We start from the raw sequence: 15,275 nt of genomic DNA, 5'->3' as shown, positions 1-15,275 counted from the left end.
TCTTGAACGACGGCGATCTCGTCCGAGGATCTATGCGGCCGTGTGCCTACCCACCAGTCAGTCTGAACGGAGCTGTTCGATGTCCTCCGACTTCTATCCCGTCTTCGCACAGTGGGCCCGCGCCCACGGCCTCGAGGCTGCCCGTTCCCGTTTCAGAGGAGCCCTCAAGGACGCGGCGATGCTGGCGGAGTTCGTGCAGCAGTATGAGGAGGCGCGCCTCAAGGTGCTCGAAGGCGGACCGGTGGTCATCCCTGCCGCCGGGAAGGAGGACTGGTACCCCGGGCCGCTCGACACCGATCGATACTGGTCGGCGCTGAAGGCCAAGTTCGAGGCGGACGGGTGGCCCAGTGAGCGCGTCGCGAACGTCGATAACGCGTCCAATAAGGTCGTAAGTCACACGCCGTCGCCGAACCGGTCGAGCTGGAAGGCCAAGGGCCTGGTCGTCGGCTACGTGCAGAGTGGTAAGACGACCAACTTCCTCGCGGCGGCGGCGAAGCTCGCGGACCTGGACTACCGGCTGATCGTCGTGCTCTCCGGGGTGCACAACGGGCTCCGGAAGCAGACCCAGGAGCGGCTGGAGGAGGCCCTGGCTGGTGTCGATGCCAGCCTGCGCTACAACCTCACCGACGAGGATCTCGACTTCCGGCCGCCTCCCGCGAACGCCGGCATGGTACTGAAGCCGGGGAGTACCGCTCTCGCCGTCGTGAAGAAGAACGGGGCCGTTCTTCGCAAGTTGGTGCGCTGGCTGGAGACGCCCGCCGCGAAAAAGGCGTTGATCGACGCTCCCGTCCTCATCATCGACGACGAGGCGGATCAGGCATCCATCGCGACCGCTCGGATCAACCCGCTGATCCGACGTCTGATCGAGTTGCCCGCGAAGTCGACCTACATCGGCTATACCGCGACGCCCTTCGCCAACGTTTTCATTGACCCGAGCGACAGGAACGATCTCTACCCGCGCGACTTCATTCTGAATCTCCCGCGGCCGGACGGGTACTTTGGTCCAGAGAAGATCTTTGGGATGGACGTCATCGAGGACGGTCTCGTGACGTCCGCGGCGCCTCAAGACGGCTACGACATGATCCGCATCGTGCCAGACGCCGACGTTCCTAAGCTCCGGCCGGGCACCAGGAACGCAGACAACTGGGAACCGGAGCTCACGGCGGAACTCTCCGACGCGCTCGACTGGTTCCTGCTCGCGACCGCCGTGCGCAGGCTGCGGAGTAAACCCGATCACAGCACGATGCTGATTCACACCTCGGTGAAGATTGCCGCGCATGTGTTGTTCGAGGATCTGATCACAGGGCGCCTCGTGGGTATGCGCAACGCGCTTGGCCGCAAAGACCCGATAACAATCGACCGGCTGCGCGAGCTGTACCGGGCGGAGACTGCCCGAGTGGCGGCTGCCGAATTCGGACGCGATTCGTACGATTTCGAGGCGGTGCTCGCGAAACTGCCCGAGGTGCTCGGAGCCTGCTCGGTCGTGCTTGACAACTACAAGAGCGATCAGCGTCTGGACTATAGCGGAGAACCTGTCGTAGCCATCGCGATCGGCGGCAATACGTTGTCCCGTGGGCTCACCCTCGAGGGACTGGTCGTGAGCTTCTTCGTCCGCTCTGCGAGCGCCTACGACACGCTGCTTCAGATGGGACGGTGGTTCGGCTATCGGAACGGCTACGAGGACCTCCCGCGGATCTGGATGACCGCCGACCTCCGAGACAACTTCAGACATCTGTCTCAGGTCGAATACGAGATGCGGGACGACATCGAGCGTTACCAACGCGAGGACCTGACTCCGGAGGAGGTCGCCGTTCGGATCCGTACGCACCCGGCCCTGCGCATCACTGCCAAGATGGGCGCCGCCTCGCCGGCCTATATCTCTTTTGCGGGCCGTCGGTTCCAGACCCGGTACTTCAAGCCGAATGACCGGGACTGGTTGGAAGGGAACCAGGCCGCAGCCGATCGGCTCGTGACGGATGCGCTCATGGGCCGCACGGCGGTTCCTCGAGGGGCGACCGGCGCGAGGCTGATCGAAGACGTCCCCGTCGAGCTCGTCCTTGAATTCCTGCGTCAGTACCGGATCCACCCGGATTCCCCCGACCTCGACCCGACGCTTTTGACGAAGTACATTGAGGGAGAGGTTGCGGGAAACCCGGAGTCCCTGACGAAATGGTCACTCGCGGTCGTCGAGGCCGACGGCAACGGAGCGACGCCCATAGGCCCCCTCGAAGTCGGCATGGTCGTTCGTAACCGGCTCGCTTCAAAGAGCGAATCGGGCGTAGAGGAGATCGAATTCCGCGCTGACATCAAGACGCTGATGAGCAAGGAAGACCGCGTCGCGGATCTCGGTCTCACCACCGTGGAGGCCCGAAATCAGTCCGAGCCCGTTCTCGCCGCACTTCGGGACAAGGACGAAGCACACCGCGCACGCGGGCTGCTCGTGCTCTACGCGATCGCGCCGAACGGTCCGACCGTGGAGAACGAGGGCCGCGCATCTCTCGGTGCTGCCGTACCCGTAATCGGCATCGGACTGGTGTTCCCCGGCATCCCCACTGAAAACCGGCGCGTGCGGGCCACCCATCTGGCGGTGGACCTGGCGAACGTCGGCGTCGAGGTCGCGGATGATTTGGACGCGGTCGACGAGGACGCGGAGGACCCGGACGTCCGGCTGGTGAAAGCGTGACGGCGGCACCGCTCGGCGAGCGGTGGCCGGTGCTGGGTGCCACCGATGCTGCGCGCTATGAGGCGCTTCGATTGACATCGAGCGCCATCGGAGACCTGCTGATCGCCGTGGATCCGTCGGGTAGTCGGCACCTGCTCGTACCAGCTGAGAGAGCCGACCTGCCGCTTCCCGCGCCCTCGGCCGGGCTCACCATGTTGCTGAGTGTGCAGAAGTGGGGTGATGCGCCGCCAGTGCGCATGCTCGACGTCACGTGCGCGCTTCCGACCGCTTTCCGCGAATTCGATCTCCTGGTTCAGGACGTCGAAGGCGCCGTCGAAGGGCAGACCGATCCTGCTGCGCGCACTATCATGGCCATCCAGCGCTGGCGGTTGTTGTTCGAGAGGGCGAAGCGCCCTTTCGACATGACCGAGCAAATGGGGTTATTCGCGGAGCTCCTGGTGCTCGAGAGCCTGCTCGAGCAGGGCGCCGGGGATGTCGGCGCGTGGCGGGGGCCGTACCGCGAACCGCACGACTTCGAGCTCGCCACCCGGTCCCTGGAGGTCAAGGCCCTTGGACCCGAGAGCGAGACCATCGAGATCCACGGTCTCGCGCAGCTGGACACGGCAGGGGACAAGCCGCTCGACCTGCTCCTCATCGACCTCGCTCCAACGACCGACGGTGTTCACGTGAGCGACCTCGTCGCCCGCATCACGACGACGTTCGGCGTCGATCTGTCCGCGCCGTTGAGCGCGCTCGGCTGGGCACCTCCCGAGTCGGAAGCCGCTGAAGTCGGCCTGCAGGCGGGCCCGTCACGAAGGATCCGTGTCCGGGCCGGAGTACCACGCCTGGTTGCCGCCGCCCTCCCCTCTCCCACGGTCGACGCGATCGCGCGGGTGCGGTACTCGCTGTCCGTAACCGCCTTGCTTCCGTTCATCGACCTGAACGATTTGGTATCGATCGTGAGAGACGCTTCAAATGTCGACTAGTTGGTGGTCACAGCCCTTCCCGCCGGACGGCGGGGCGGCCGCCGACGGCATCATGAAGCAGCTCGGGCGGCCGAAGCTCGATCCGCTCACAGTGCTCGTTCGGGAGGCCGCGCAGAACAGCTGGGACGCCCGGATGCCGGGCGCGTCGGTCGATTTTCGAATCGGCATCCGGAGGCTTGGCGACGGTGTCGACGCATGGCGAGCGGCCCTCGACCATGGCCGACCGCCGGAGAGCGGCCTGCTCGCTGGCATCGACTGGTCCGCCGAAACGCTCGTCATGACGATCTCGGACCGTGGGACCCGGGGGCTCGGCGGCCCGCTCCGCGCCGGCGTGGAAGCTCCCGAGGGTGTCCATCCGGACTTCGTGCAGTTTCTACGCAATGTGGGAGAGCCTCGGGATCAACATCTCGGGGGCGGCAGTTTCGGATTCGGGAAGGGCATCTACTATGGCCTCAGCGGCGTCGGGTCAATACTCGTCGACAGTCGGTCCGTGGAGGAGAGCTCCGGCCGCCGCCTCATGGGGGCTTCGCTCACCTCGGCCTGGTCGCGCGAGGGCCAGCGCTACACCGGTCGTCACTGGTGGGGAGTCGTGGCGGACGACGGCATCCCGGATCCCCTCCAAGGGGAGGACGCGGAGCGTCAGGCGGCTGCACTCGGGCTCCCCGGGTTCTCTCCGGACGATTTCGGAACCGACATCACAATTTTGGCGCCGCGATTCGGGTCGGCGAACGACGACGAGCTGCGGACGCCCGAAGACGCCCTGCGGTACATCCGGTCCTCGATCGTCTGGCACCTCTGGCCCAAGACGGTGTCGTCCGAATCCGCCCCCGTGATGAACTTCTTCACGGAGTTCGAGAACGACCTCGAGCTCGTGCCCCCGGCCGAGTCGGTCGAGCAGCTCCGTCCCTTCGTCGCGGCCCTTCAAGCGGCCAGAGCAGGTGAACGGTCGTACTCGCCCAAGAAGCGCCTCGTGGCAAGCCTGGGGATCGAACTCACGCCCGAGAGGCGGCTCATCGACGACGAGTTCTCCGTCGCGCGCCCGTTCGACGCTCCTCTCCGTCATATCGCTCGCATGCGCCGCGCCGAGCTCGTCGTCGACTACCAGGAGCTGCCGGAACACTTCGACCCGGCGGTCGGATACTCAGGCGTGTTCCTGGCGTCCGAGGAGGCCGACGCGTCGTTCGTGGCGGCGGAGCCGCCGACACACGATGATTGGCGCGTCGCCAACCTCGACCCGGAGGATCGTCGCGTCGTCGCTGGGGCGATGCGCTTCATGCGTGCTCAAGTCGCTGCGATGATGCAACCACCGCAAGCCGACGGCGCCGGGTCCCATGACGCCGGTCTGGGGCGCCTCAGCACTCGCCTCGCGGCGTTCGCTGTCGGCCTCACCGGCTCCGGGTCTCATCAACTCCTAGCGGACGTATCGGCCGTCTCCGGATCGCCGTCTCGGCCATCCGGGCGCGTCGGAAGCGCGTCCGACAATGGCACGAGCGACGGCGCCGGAGGCGCGCACAGTCGCCGTCGGCAGGGTGACTCGCCCGACGCCCGGGTCAAGGTCGTGGACGGGCCGGCATTGTTCGTGGATGAACGAGGGGTGACGGTCGTTCGAAGCCTGGTCGAGGTTCCCGACGTACCCCGCGAGATCCGCGTCACGGCGAAAGTGGTCGTCGTGCTCGACAGCGGAAAGCCCGAGGCCGAGCCGCCGACCGCCGCGGAAGTTCCTCGGGTGCTCGGCTGGCACGACGCCGAGACCGGGGAACAGCGCGAAGGGGCCGAGCTCAGCTTGGACGGCCGCTCGCCGGGACGTTGGTGGGTGTCGGCGAGCGGAGTCGCGGACAGCGTCGTTCGTCTAACCGTGGAGGAGGTGGGCTGATGGCGAACGAGGTCCTGCCCTACCGCGTCCCGTCCAGCGCGACGGTCGTGTGGAGCGATCTGGAGCTGTGGACCGGAGCAGAGTGGACCAGCCTTCCCGATCGACTCGAGGGATGGGACCCGTTCTCCGAGGTTCGGGTCCGAGGCGGAGTCACGATCGACGGGCGATCCCTGGAGCAGGAGACCGGTATCGGGGCGCAGGAGCTCGAGCTGGCGCTCGTCTGGTCCTGCTCCACGACGGCCGTTCGCGCGGCCTCGTCCGTGCCGCTCGTCGGGGCTGGCTCGACCATCTCGGAGTTCGTGCTTGATGGGACGCGCCTCAGCGGCACCCTCGACCTCGCACTCGCTCTCACACTGCGTCAGGAGCGCGTTCCGCATACCGTGACGGCCCACAGACGCGGCTCGGTGCTCGCCCGCCGTGCGTACAAAATGAGCCTGCAGGGAACCGGTGGAATGTTCCCGGTCGAGATCACCGACTTCGCCATGACGAGCATTCCTCCCGAGATCAGCTGGTATCTCGAGTCCAGCGCCGACCTCGACCTCCCCTTCCTCGCGAGTTTCCGGCTGCTCATCAACAGCCACGACGGCGAGCTGGTCGCCGCCGTGGCTGCGCCAGCTCCGGATCCTCGCCAGGATGCGCTGCTGGACGCCTTGCAGGAGCAACTCACCATCCAACTCATCGAGTTCGCCGTTCTCCTGCGGGGGGAGCTGCTGGCTCGGGCGTCCTGGCCTGCGGAGACAGCAGGGGACGTTCTTCGGACCCTCCTCGTCAGGAGCCGGACGGAGTCGGCCCCTTCGGTCCCGTTGACGGCCGACGAATCAAGCGTCTGGCGATCCCGTCTCTGGGCGGGAGCCCGGGAACTCGGAGCGGGACGCGCGTGGACGGCGTGATGTATCGCGTCTGGCCGCACCTTCCGGAGGATGCTGCGCTCAGCGCCTATCAGCAGGTGCGGTCGGGTGAGGCGATCGATACGACCGAGCTCGAGGGCCGCAGAACGTGGCCGGCGGTCGGGAGCCGGGTCGACGCGGACTCGATCAATACCTTCGTGGCCGAGATCCGCGCGGCGGCTGAGCGCTTCGGATTTCCGTCAGCTATCGCCGATCGCGACAAGGTCGCGTTCGACCGCGCGGTCACACGGATCCTGCGCTCCCACGTGCGCCTGCCTTACGGAGAAGCGGGCTCCGGAGAGACCTGGTCGTACATCACCTTCGTGCTCCTTCCGAAGGAGACCGCCTGGCGTTTCGACGCGACCCGCGAGCGTTGGTTGTACAGCAGCTCTGGAGTGCGTCACGCCTGGGCGCGACTCTGGTGGCAGGCGGAAGCGCTCGATGACCGCTTCAACGTCTTGGACGCACTCAGTGAAAGCGAGCTCATCCCGCTCTTCGAGCGGACCGGGATCTCGGGCTGCCAGCCGCTCATCCGCATCGCATTCGGCGCCTACCTGGCTTTGGACCCGGCCGATCGACGGCTTCCACTACTGAGGGACTTCGCCAAGCGTCTGTCGCGGATGCTCGCGTTCGTCGAGCCCGGTCTACTCGACGCCGCGGCCATGGAAGCCCTGGTCGGCGAGACGCTCGAACCAGCACTCCGGCAGTGGCGAAGCAGAGGGGGCGCCGTCCCGCTCGAAGCTCCGTCGATGCCTGTTCCGCCGCTTGCGTCGGCCGGCTCAGCGGAGGACGAGGAGGCCAATGAGCCGCCCGAAGTACTACGGCAGGCCCGAGGGATGCTCCAGCCGTACAACGCGTTCGTCGTGCCGGCGGGGATGCCGCCTGTGACCCGGATGAACGGAAGGGCGGCACAAGCGTTGGTCCTCGCCGCCGTCCGTCTGGAGGGGCCGGTACTCCGAGAGAGACTGGAGCGGTGCATCCTCGGTGATGACATCGACGTCCGGCGGAACGGTCGCGAAGCAGTGACCGCCGCAATCGAGTCGCTGACCGATTCGTCACTTCTGACGATTGCGATTGAGGACTCGGGCCAGCCGGTGCTCACCGTTCGGGGGAGTGCTCGAGCCGCACTGCGACGCCGCGGTGCGAGGACCTTCGAGGAGATCCCGGAAGGCGAGGTCCGCGCGGCCGCCGGTTTGACGAGCCACGTCTTCGAGCTGTTCGATGTGTCGGATCCGACGCCGGATGAGGAGGCTCGTCTCGGACGTGTTCTCGACCGGTCGGAGCTGCTGCCGTCCACCTGACCGGATCTGCAACCACCCGATCCGCGTGTTCGTCTCCTCGGTGAGATGAGCGACGCATACCGTTCCGAGCGTGATGACGTCCGCGCCGCACGTCTTCGTGTTCCGCGTCTCCTCCGGGGGCGGCGAGGGGGACGAGCATCGGTACTCGTGCACCGCGGATTCGTCGGAAGAGGCGCACGCGCGCGCTGCCGCCTTGGGGTATCGGCCGGTCGAGTTGATCGAGCAGAAGCCCCTAGACGGCGCAGCGCACTTCGACAAGAGGCTCGAGGAGGTGCCTGCGCTCGGTCCACAGTGGCGACCGCTCATCGACGTCCTCGAAGTCCTCATGCGTCGAGTGGTGTTCGGACAGCATTGGACCCTGCGCATCTACGGCGCGAGGTACGGCTACGACCCGCGACGCTCGGTCGGCGCCCAGGTGACTCGGGAGTCCGACGGTGCGCTGTCGGTCGAGATCATCCACATGGCTCCGTCCTACGTTGGGCAAGCTGATTCGGCCGCGCTCGGTTGGCTGCGTGGTCGCGGTGTCGAATGGCCGAAGGGGTTGGGTGCCAGGCGCCTTTTCCGACAAGGCTGGTCGGAGCGAGCGATCGCCGTCGACCTGCTTGAGGTCCTGCGCACTTCATTCAATGTCGGCGAAGGAGACTTCTTCCACTTTGGCGAGGAGGTCGCCGACGAGGTCGACGCGCTCGAGCGGGCAGGCCGCGGACCCCGGTTCAGTCTGAACCCGAAGTCCGACGGGCCCGGTGAGCTGTTGCAGGACCCGGACGCCGAGAGAGGGGTCAGTGACCCTGATCCTGCGCCGCTATTCGCGAGGCTTTTGGAATCCGCGCGAATTGTGCGTCACTGGGACGAGCTCGAGCTGGCAGCTCGCCTGCGAGAAGGCCTGTGGCGTCCGAGCGAGGCACTGATCGCGCATGTCGAGCAGGAGTTCGGCGTGCCGCAGTACGAGTACGCGGAGATCGATCGTCTCGCCGCCGGAGAGCTCACCGGGAGGATGCTGCGCTCCGCAGCGCTTGCGCTCCTGCACCGGGACGCGCTCGAAAGTGGCTACTACGAGGATTTGACGACCGCGTTCGCCAGCTCGATCGGTGCGGTCCATCCCGGGGACGAAAGCCGGCTCTCCGAGGTCTGGGGGCGACGCGGCCACGCGATCCGCGCGTTCCTCTCAATTGCAGCGGAGATGGCTCACTCCGAGTCCGAAGGTCGAGGCGCCGCTACGACGGCTGAAGACGCAGAGCTCGAAGAGGCCAGGGTCGTCGCCCTAAGCGCCCTACTCGGCGCCGGTCGGCGTCGAGTAGCCGCGTTCGATCCGTCGCACGGATGGGAATTCGGCACCCCCTTCACCGACGCGTTGCTGGCCACGGAGTGCGCCGACCTCGTCGATGAGGACCCCTTGCTCGGTGAGGAGCACCTCGGGGTGTTGGCGAAGGCGTGGTTTGCTGCCGGGCAGGACGAGGCCGACTCTGGCGCTGCGCCAGCGGCGGTCGACGAGACGATCCGGGTTGAGGCGTCCAGACGCGACGAGACGGCACATGCCGAGTTCGGCGAGACCGCACCACACGACCCGCGCAAGCCGCCCGAGGAGCTCGTCGGGTTTGACGAATGGCGCGACCTGGTCGCCGGTCGCCTACCGTGGGCGACGCCAGCGCTCCGAGGCGATGCCGACCTGGCGATGGACGCACGTTCCCTGCAGGAATTCGCGTCGTTGACGGCGGACCTCGCGATCGAACGACTGACGAACTGGGCTGTCGGCGATCTGTTCGCAGTCCTGCCGGACGCTGAATGGCCCGAGCAGGATGCGCTGCCGCTGAGACTTCGAATCCGCCTCAAGGACGGGCGGACGCTCGACGGCACGGAGCTGCGGGATCTGACCGTACGCAGGCTCACCCTGCTCCGAGGCGTGGGCCTGCAGTCTGTACATGACTTCCTCGCCGACCTTGCGGAGCGCTCGCTACAAGTCGCGCCGGGGTCGCACGAACCCGGGCAAGACGAGGGAGTGGCGGGGGACGGCGAGGGCCCTGAAGTCGTCGGCAGCTCCTGGATTGAACGGCTCACGCTGCCCGAGGGCGTTCTCCAGGATTTCGACACGTTGCTGAATTGGCACCAGCTAATTGGACGGACGTCCGTTCCACTGCTTACGCGGATGGCAGGCGCGGAACCGCCTGCGGTGCGTTCGGCCCGGGACCGGATTCTCGCGTTGGACGTGAGCTCAGTCGTGGGCGGAACGGTCGGGTTCGATGGTCTAGCCGCCCGACTCGAGGAAGCGATCGATCAGCTGGGCGAGCGTGCGATCGCAGTTCTGCGGCAACGGCTGTTCGCCGATCAGCCGACTCGCCTCGAGGACATCGGGGTCGAGTTCGGTGTCACGCGGGAGCGCATCCGGCAGATCGAGAGTCGGGCTCGCGCCCGCCTCGAGCTCCTTGTGACGGAGGACGACGCGCTCTCGTCGGTGATTTGGACCATTCGAGAAGGACTACCGCTCGTCCAACCGCTCGATGGGCTGTTGGATCGCATGCCGGCGCTCAAGGGACGCATCGACACGACCGGCCGTCCCGTTCGGATCGTCCTCGACCGGTTGGACGATGCGTACGAGATCGATGACGGCTGGGTCTGCCGTCCCACGATTGATGTGGCCCGGAATGAGACGCGCGATGTGCTGGCCGGGATGGCGGACGCCCACGGGCTCGTTGAGCTCGAGGCAATTCGCGCCCTGTCAAGGGGAGGGGCTCTCGCGGGGCTGGACGATGGGCTGCAGGAATGGCTCGGGTACTGCGGGCTCGCGGTGTACGAAGGGCGAGTGCTCCTCCGCAGCCGCGGTCTTCTCGACTGGGCGGAAGCACTGCTCGCGATGGACGGACGGCCGTGCGGCGCCGATGAGCTCCTCGCCCGAATGCCCATCGACCGCAGTGTTCGGTCGCTCAAGAACCAGATGGGTGAAGATCCGCGCTTCGTCGCCGTGGGGCGGGACCGGTGGGCGCTGGAGGAGTGGGGGATGCCCGAGTACGGAAGCATCCGTACGCAGATCGGCGCCGCGGTGGATCGAGCGGGCGGTGAGGTCGGTTTGTCGGAACTCGTGGACCGTCTGGTCGCCGAGCACGGCGTCTCGGCGAGAAGTGTCGTGAGCTACGCGTCCTCGGGCGACTTCGAGGTTCGCGAAGGGCGGGTGCGCAGGGCCAACGAGCGGGCAATCCGGATTCGGAAGTCGCCGGAGATGACAAAGCGCCTGTACCGGACCGCTGACGGTTGGGCCTACCGCATCAGGGTGAATGCGGACCACCTGAGGGGCAGCGGCTTCTCTGTACCGGCCGCCCTGTTCTCCGCGGTACGACGCGCCGACGAGCGGACCGTGACGTTCGATAGCGAGGCTGGCGCGCAGGTACTGGCATGGAACGGGCAGCAGCCCACCTCCGGATCCATCAGGCGGTTCCTCCAGCTGCTAGACCTCGGTGCCGACGACGAGGTGCTGCTCCATTTCCATGACGACCGTCGCTTCGCCGTTGAGCGCGTGCGCTCTGTTGACACGGATTTGCTCTTGACCGCGCAGCTGCTTGTAGGCGCGTCCCCGTCCAATGCGGTCGAGACGGCGCGTCGAAGGATCGCGCGTGCCGTCGGCCTCGACAACGTCGAATGGCCGGAGATCGTACGACAATTGGACGAGCGGGACGACCTCGACGTAGCTGATCTCGTCCGCGCGGCACTAATCGATCGCGGCATCGACACCGGGGCGAGAAGTGAGCGCGATCTCGAGAGCTGATCGCAGGATGCGAGTCCGTTCGGTGGTGGGCGACTTTCCCGGCCCCATGCCACGCCAAGGATCGAAGCGGATGCTGACGTCGGATCCGAGGCCCGGGCGCGGGTCGGCAGTGTTGACCTTGACTGGAGGGACCTGCTGTAGGTCGCGCTGTCCCGGTCAAGTACCGCGCGGTCGTCCTCGAGTTGCCTGAGCCTGATGGTCGGACAGAGCTCGGCCGGGCGTTAGCGGCGAACGAGCGCGCGTCAGCGCAGTTCTCCTCGTTCCGGGGACTGACCATTGTCAGAGTGCTGGCGGGCGGTGAACTAGGGGAAGACGGTCGCAGTCGTCGTCGAAGCCCGTACTTGGGGTTTTGCCGACCCGCTTGCCCTTCGAACCGGGATTAGTGCGTCACAGTGGCGAGTTCGAAGTGACGCGCGACGGTCTCTGCATCCGGGCGACGCTCTGGCAGAAGGCGGACGGGCTCGTCGTGCAGCGCAGCCAGCCCGGGATAGGAGTGAAGTCCCGGCGCCACCCTGATGTGCCATGAGGTCGGATCGATACTGATCAGGAACCGGTCGAAGAGACTGTGCAGATCGCGTCGCAACAGCAGGCCTGACCTCAGATCGTGCTCGGGGCGGTCGCTGAACGGATGGAGATGGGCGGCCTCGAGCGCGTCAGCGGGCTGAGGACCGCTGAAGGCGCAGTTGGAGCCGTGCCGCTCGAGCAGCGCTGCGCGGAATCGCTGCTGGCCGATCCTCACCTTTCTAGGGCGCAACCGAAATCCGCCTGCGATGGTCGCTCTCAACCCATTCGTGTCGTCCCAGAGGCCCGCGGGCACACCGACCCGGATTGCGAGGACCTGCTGCAGACTCTCCGGGTCCATGCTCCGGATCGCCTGCTGCACGGCGAAGCTGTTGTAACAGGGCGTCAGTTCGTCGACACGAATGGGCACGTCGATCGGCACAAACGTACTCGAGTAATTGGCCTGGTAGTGCGTGACGTCGATCTCCTCGACGCTCGGTGCATCGAACTCCTGCTTGCAGTTGGAGCATCGGAACGGCGGTGACACCGACTCGCGCCGATGGAATCTCGTCGACGCGCAGTACGGGCAACGGCTCCTGGTCTTACTGCCGAGGGCGGTCGCGATCTTCCCGATCCAGCCGAACCCCAGCGCGTACTTGTCGTCGCGAATGAGCACGAGGTCGCCGACGGCTACAGCCGCGTGATTTGCCACAGTGCTGTCGAATTGGTAGATCTGGCCAAAGGTGTCCGTGTACCCCGTGTTGGCGTGATACTGGCGGGCGTCCTCGCTGAGACTGAGAAAGCTCCAGGCTTTCATTATTGATTCCCCACGTCCGGTACGCTACACGCCTGTCGTGTCTGTGGCCTGGCCTCCAGTTCGGATGTCAGGATGCCCGACCAAAGGTTATAGAAAAGCCTTCGGCATCACGTCATCTTTTCCTCGTGCGACACAGCTTTCAGCGCCGGAAGCGCTGAAGCGGCAGCACCTGTCGAAGCAAGTTGTTAGAATGCGCGAAAGCCTGGCGATGTGGACCGACCAGGTCATCTTGTCCAAGGGCTCGTTCAGGATTGAGCGCCGCGCGCGTATGAGCCTTGATAGACGACTCAAGATGCTGGCGAATTCGGCGGTACACGCCTGGGTCGAGGGTCAGGCCCTCGCTGATGATGAAGTCGTTGTCCGCGGAGCCCGCCACGAAGTGGGATGGCACGGGCGCGGAGCCCCGCGGCGCCTGGGCGAGCCAGACGTCCGGTAGGCGAGGCGCACCTCAGGCAGCATGACGCCGGACTCGGCCGTGAGGTCGCGGACGACGAAAGGGCGGACTCAACGGGCTCCTGCTCGTCGTGCGTCCAACCTGATGCGCGGGTCCTGGCGACCGGCGTTCGAGGATTCGAGGAGGCGCATCTCGGACGCTCAGCACAAGGGGGTGTCGCACGCAGCGCGCATGCAGCAGAGTGCTCGGACCCATGAGCGACTCGAACGAGACCGAGCGGCGCAAGCTCGCCGCTGTCGTCTACAACCCCGTCAAGATCGAGGTGGACACCCTCCGTCCCGTCGTCGAGGCCGAGGAGCGGGCCGCCAGCTGGGAGCCGTCCCTCTGGTTCGAGACCTCGGAGGAGGATCCGGGCGGCGGGCAGACGAAGCAGGCGCTCGAGGCCGGCGCGACGATGGTGCTCGCCGCCGGCGGCGACGGCACCGTCCGCGTCGTCGCGGAGGCGCTGCAGGGCACGGGGACTTCCCTGGCGCTGCTGCCCTCCGGCACCGGCAACTTGCTCGCCCGCAACCTGTCGCTGACGCTGAACGACCTCGAGCACTCCGTGCACTCGGCGTTCGCGGGCGGCGACCGGACGATCGACGTCGCGCTGGTCGACATCCACCGGGAGGACCGCACCCATACCAAGCACGCCTTCCTCGTGATGGCGGGCTTCGGCATCGACGCGAAGATGCTGAGCGCCACCGACGACGAGCTGAAGGCGAAGGTCGGCTGGCTCGCCTACGTGCAGGCGTTCGCGGCCGTGCTCCGCGACAAGAACCTGCTGCACGCGCGGTTCTCGCTCGACCGCGGCGAGACGCGGCGCATGCGCGCCAACACGCTCATCGTCGCCAACGCGGGGTCGCTGCCCGGCAACATCCTGCTGCTGCCCGAGGCCGCCGTCGACGACGGGAAGCTCGACGTGGTGATCCTGCGGCCCGAGCAGCTCGTCGGCTGGATCCAGATCTTCGTGAAGGTGCTGTGGGAGAACGGCGTGCTCAGCCGCACCCGGCTCGGCCGCCGCTTCCGGACGCGCGAGGTGAAGGCGCTCAACTACCTGCGCGGCGAGGACTTCCGGGTCCGTCTCAGCCGGCCCGAGGAGATCGAGCTCGACGGCGACCCGCTCGGCAAGGCGATCGGGATGGTCGTCCGCGTCGCACCCGGCGGGCTCACGATCCGCGTGCCGGCGGACGTTGCGGAGGAGGGCGAGCAGGAGGGCACGTCGCTCGCCGAGGCGGACTCCGGCGCGTCCTGACGCTCAGCCGGCGCGGCTGTCCGCGGTCACTCGACGTCGTCCGCGGCGGGGAAGTCCGGTGAGGGGTCGCCCTCCGGCGCTCCCTGACCCGGGCCGACGAGCGACTCGTGGTGGTCGTCCGGATCGGGACCCTTCGACGCGTCGCGCGGGGCGGTGTCCGGGTTCTCCGGCGTCTTCGGATCGGTGTCGGGCATCAGGCCACGATGGCGAGCACGGTTGAGTAGACGATGAACCGGAAGCAGGAGGCGGGATTACCACGGCACAGGACTGGATCGACGCGCTCGGGCTGGAGCCGCTGCCGGGGGAGTCGGGCTGGTGGGGGCCGGTGTCGACCTCGGAGGCGTCCGTCGCTGTCGGTTCGCGGACGCTGCCCGCCTACAGCGCCATCCACTACCTGCTCGAGCCCGCCCGGCCGGTCAACGTGTGGCACTGGCTCGAGCCCGACGACACCCACGTGCTCGTCGACGGCGGCCCCGTCGAGTACGTGATCCTCACGCCCGGGCGGCCGGCGTCGCGCGTGGTGCTCGGGAGGGACGTCGCGGCCGGGCAGACGCCGGTCCTGACCGCGCCGGCCGGCTCGTGGAAGGCGCTCCGGCTGCTCGACCCAAACGGGTTCGCGCTGATGACGACCGTCGTCACGCCCGAATGGACGGAAGACAGGGTCCGCATCGGACTGCCCCCGGAAGGGGCGGAGCGGTGGATCGGCACCGAGCCGTGGCTGACCCGGGAGCTGGTCGAGCGGCTGAACCGACCCTGACGCTCTAATTCCGCGGGGGCGCCGCCGGACAGCCTGAAGCGCTGGGTAC

The 15,275-nt window shown here is 67.0% G+C and carries 10 protein-coding genes; 8 read left to right on the top strand and 2 right to left on the bottom strand.

The genetic code is table 11. The features are described 5' to 3' along the window. Positions 1-79: 79 nt before the first annotated feature. The 6 genes from D1781_RS09960 to D1781_RS09935 all read left to right on the top strand — a co-directional run bounded on the left by D1781_RS09960 (position 80) and on the right by D1781_RS09935 (position 11,463). Positions 80-2,683: a Z1 domain-containing protein gene (locus D1781_RS09960; protein ID WP_158590060.1), complete on the top strand. Its 2,604-nt coding sequence runs from the start codon at positions 80-82 to the stop codon at positions 2,681-2,683. Further along, complete coding sequence (locus D1781_RS09955) at positions 2,680-3,648, top strand: PD-(D/E)XK motif protein (protein ID WP_119482157.1); 969 nt, start codon at positions 2,680-2,682, stop codon at positions 3,646-3,648. The genes D1781_RS09960 and D1781_RS09955 overlap by 4 nt, the downstream gene beginning before the upstream one ends. Beyond that, the gene (locus D1781_RS09950; protein ID WP_119482156.1) at positions 3,638-5,521 is read left to right on the top strand and encodes a hypothetical protein; all 1,884 of its coding nucleotides are present in this window, start codon (positions 3,638-3,640) and stop codon (positions 5,519-5,521) included. Before D1781_RS09955 ends, D1781_RS09950 begins: the two co-directional genes overlap by 11 nt. Further along, positions 5,521-6,411: a hypothetical protein gene (locus D1781_RS09945; RefSeq protein ID WP_119482155.1), complete on the top strand. Its 891-nt coding sequence runs from the start codon at positions 5,521-5,523 to the stop codon at positions 6,409-6,411. The genes D1781_RS09950 and D1781_RS09945 overlap by 1 nt, the downstream gene beginning before the upstream one ends. Further along, positions 6,399-7,709: a hypothetical protein gene (locus tag D1781_RS09940; RefSeq protein ID WP_119482154.1), complete on the top strand. Its 1,311-nt coding sequence runs from the start codon at positions 6,399-6,401 to the stop codon at positions 7,707-7,709. The genes D1781_RS09945 and D1781_RS09940 overlap by 13 nt, the downstream gene beginning before the upstream one ends. A gap of 73 nt (positions 7,710-7,782) precedes the next feature. After that, on the top strand, positions 7,783-11,463 hold the full coding sequence (locus tag D1781_RS09935) for a sigma factor-like helix-turn-helix DNA-binding protein (protein ID WP_119482153.1): 3,681 nt from the start codon (positions 7,783-7,785) through the stop codon (positions 11,461-11,463). A 379-nt stretch (positions 11,464-11,842) separates the two neighbouring features. On the opposite strand, the gene D1781_RS09930 is transcribed toward D1781_RS09935, so the two are convergent. Next, positions 11,843-12,781 (bottom strand): HNH endonuclease, encoded by a 939-nt coding sequence (locus tag D1781_RS09930; RefSeq protein WP_119482152.1) that lies wholly within the window; start codon positions 12,779-12,781, stop codon positions 11,843-11,845. A 647-nt stretch (positions 12,782-13,428) separates the two neighbouring features. Here D1781_RS09930 and D1781_RS09920 point away from each other — a divergent pair. Beyond that, positions 13,429-14,469: a diacylglycerol/lipid kinase family protein gene (locus D1781_RS09920; protein WP_119482150.1), complete on the top strand. Its 1,041-nt coding sequence runs from the start codon at positions 13,429-13,431 to the stop codon at positions 14,467-14,469. Positions 14,470-14,495: 26 nt separating this feature from the next. Here the strand turns inward: D1781_RS09920 and D1781_RS17550 are convergent, their stop codons facing one another. After that, positions 14,496-14,663, bottom strand: coding sequence for a hypothetical protein (locus D1781_RS17550; RefSeq protein ID WP_158590059.1), 168 nt, complete (start codon positions 14,661-14,663; stop codon positions 14,496-14,498). Positions 14,664-14,719: 56 nt separating this feature from the next. On the opposite strand from D1781_RS17550, the gene D1781_RS09915 reads away from it, so the two are divergent. Then, the gene (locus tag D1781_RS09915; RefSeq protein ID WP_119482149.1) at positions 14,720-15,226 is read left to right on the top strand and encodes a cupin domain-containing protein; all 507 of its coding nucleotides are present in this window, start codon (positions 14,720-14,722) and stop codon (positions 15,224-15,226) included. The last annotated feature ends 49 nt before the right edge of the window (positions 15,227-15,275 follow it).

Origin of the sequence: Amnibacterium setariae (assembly GCF_003581425.1) — a bacterium.
Classification (GTDB): domain Bacteria; phylum Actinomycetota; class Actinomycetes; order Actinomycetales; family Microbacteriaceae; genus Amnibacterium; species Amnibacterium setariae.
This window is presented reverse-complemented; position numbering and strand designations above follow the sequence as displayed.

Excerpts from the sequence above, each read along its gene's own strand:
- D1781_RS09945 (WP_119482155.1), top strand. The coding sequence starts at position 5,521 with ATGGCGAACGAGGTCCTGCCCTACCGCGTCCCGTCCAGCGCGACGGTC.
- D1781_RS09930 (WP_119482152.1), bottom strand. The coding sequence starts at position 12,781 with ATGAAAGCCTGGAGCTTTCTCAGTCTCAGCGAGGACGCCCGCCAGTAT.
- D1781_RS09935 (WP_119482153.1), top strand. The coding sequence starts at position 7,783 with ATGACGTCCGCGCCGCACGTCTTCGTGTTCCGCGTCTCCTCCGGGGGC.
- D1781_RS17550 (WP_158590059.1), bottom strand. The coding sequence starts at position 14,663 with ATGCCCGACACCGATCCGAAGACGCCGGAGAACCCGGACACCGCCCCG.
- D1781_RS09950 (WP_119482156.1), top strand. The coding sequence starts at position 3,638 with ATGTCGACTAGTTGGTGGTCACAGCCCTTCCCGCCGGACGGCGGGGCG.
- D1781_RS09960 (WP_158590060.1), top strand. The coding sequence starts at position 80 with ATGTCCTCCGACTTCTATCCCGTCTTCGCACAGTGGGCCCGCGCCCAC.
- D1781_RS09920 (WP_119482150.1), top strand. The coding sequence starts at position 13,429 with ATGAGCGACTCGAACGAGACCGAGCGGCGCAAGCTCGCCGCTGTCGTC.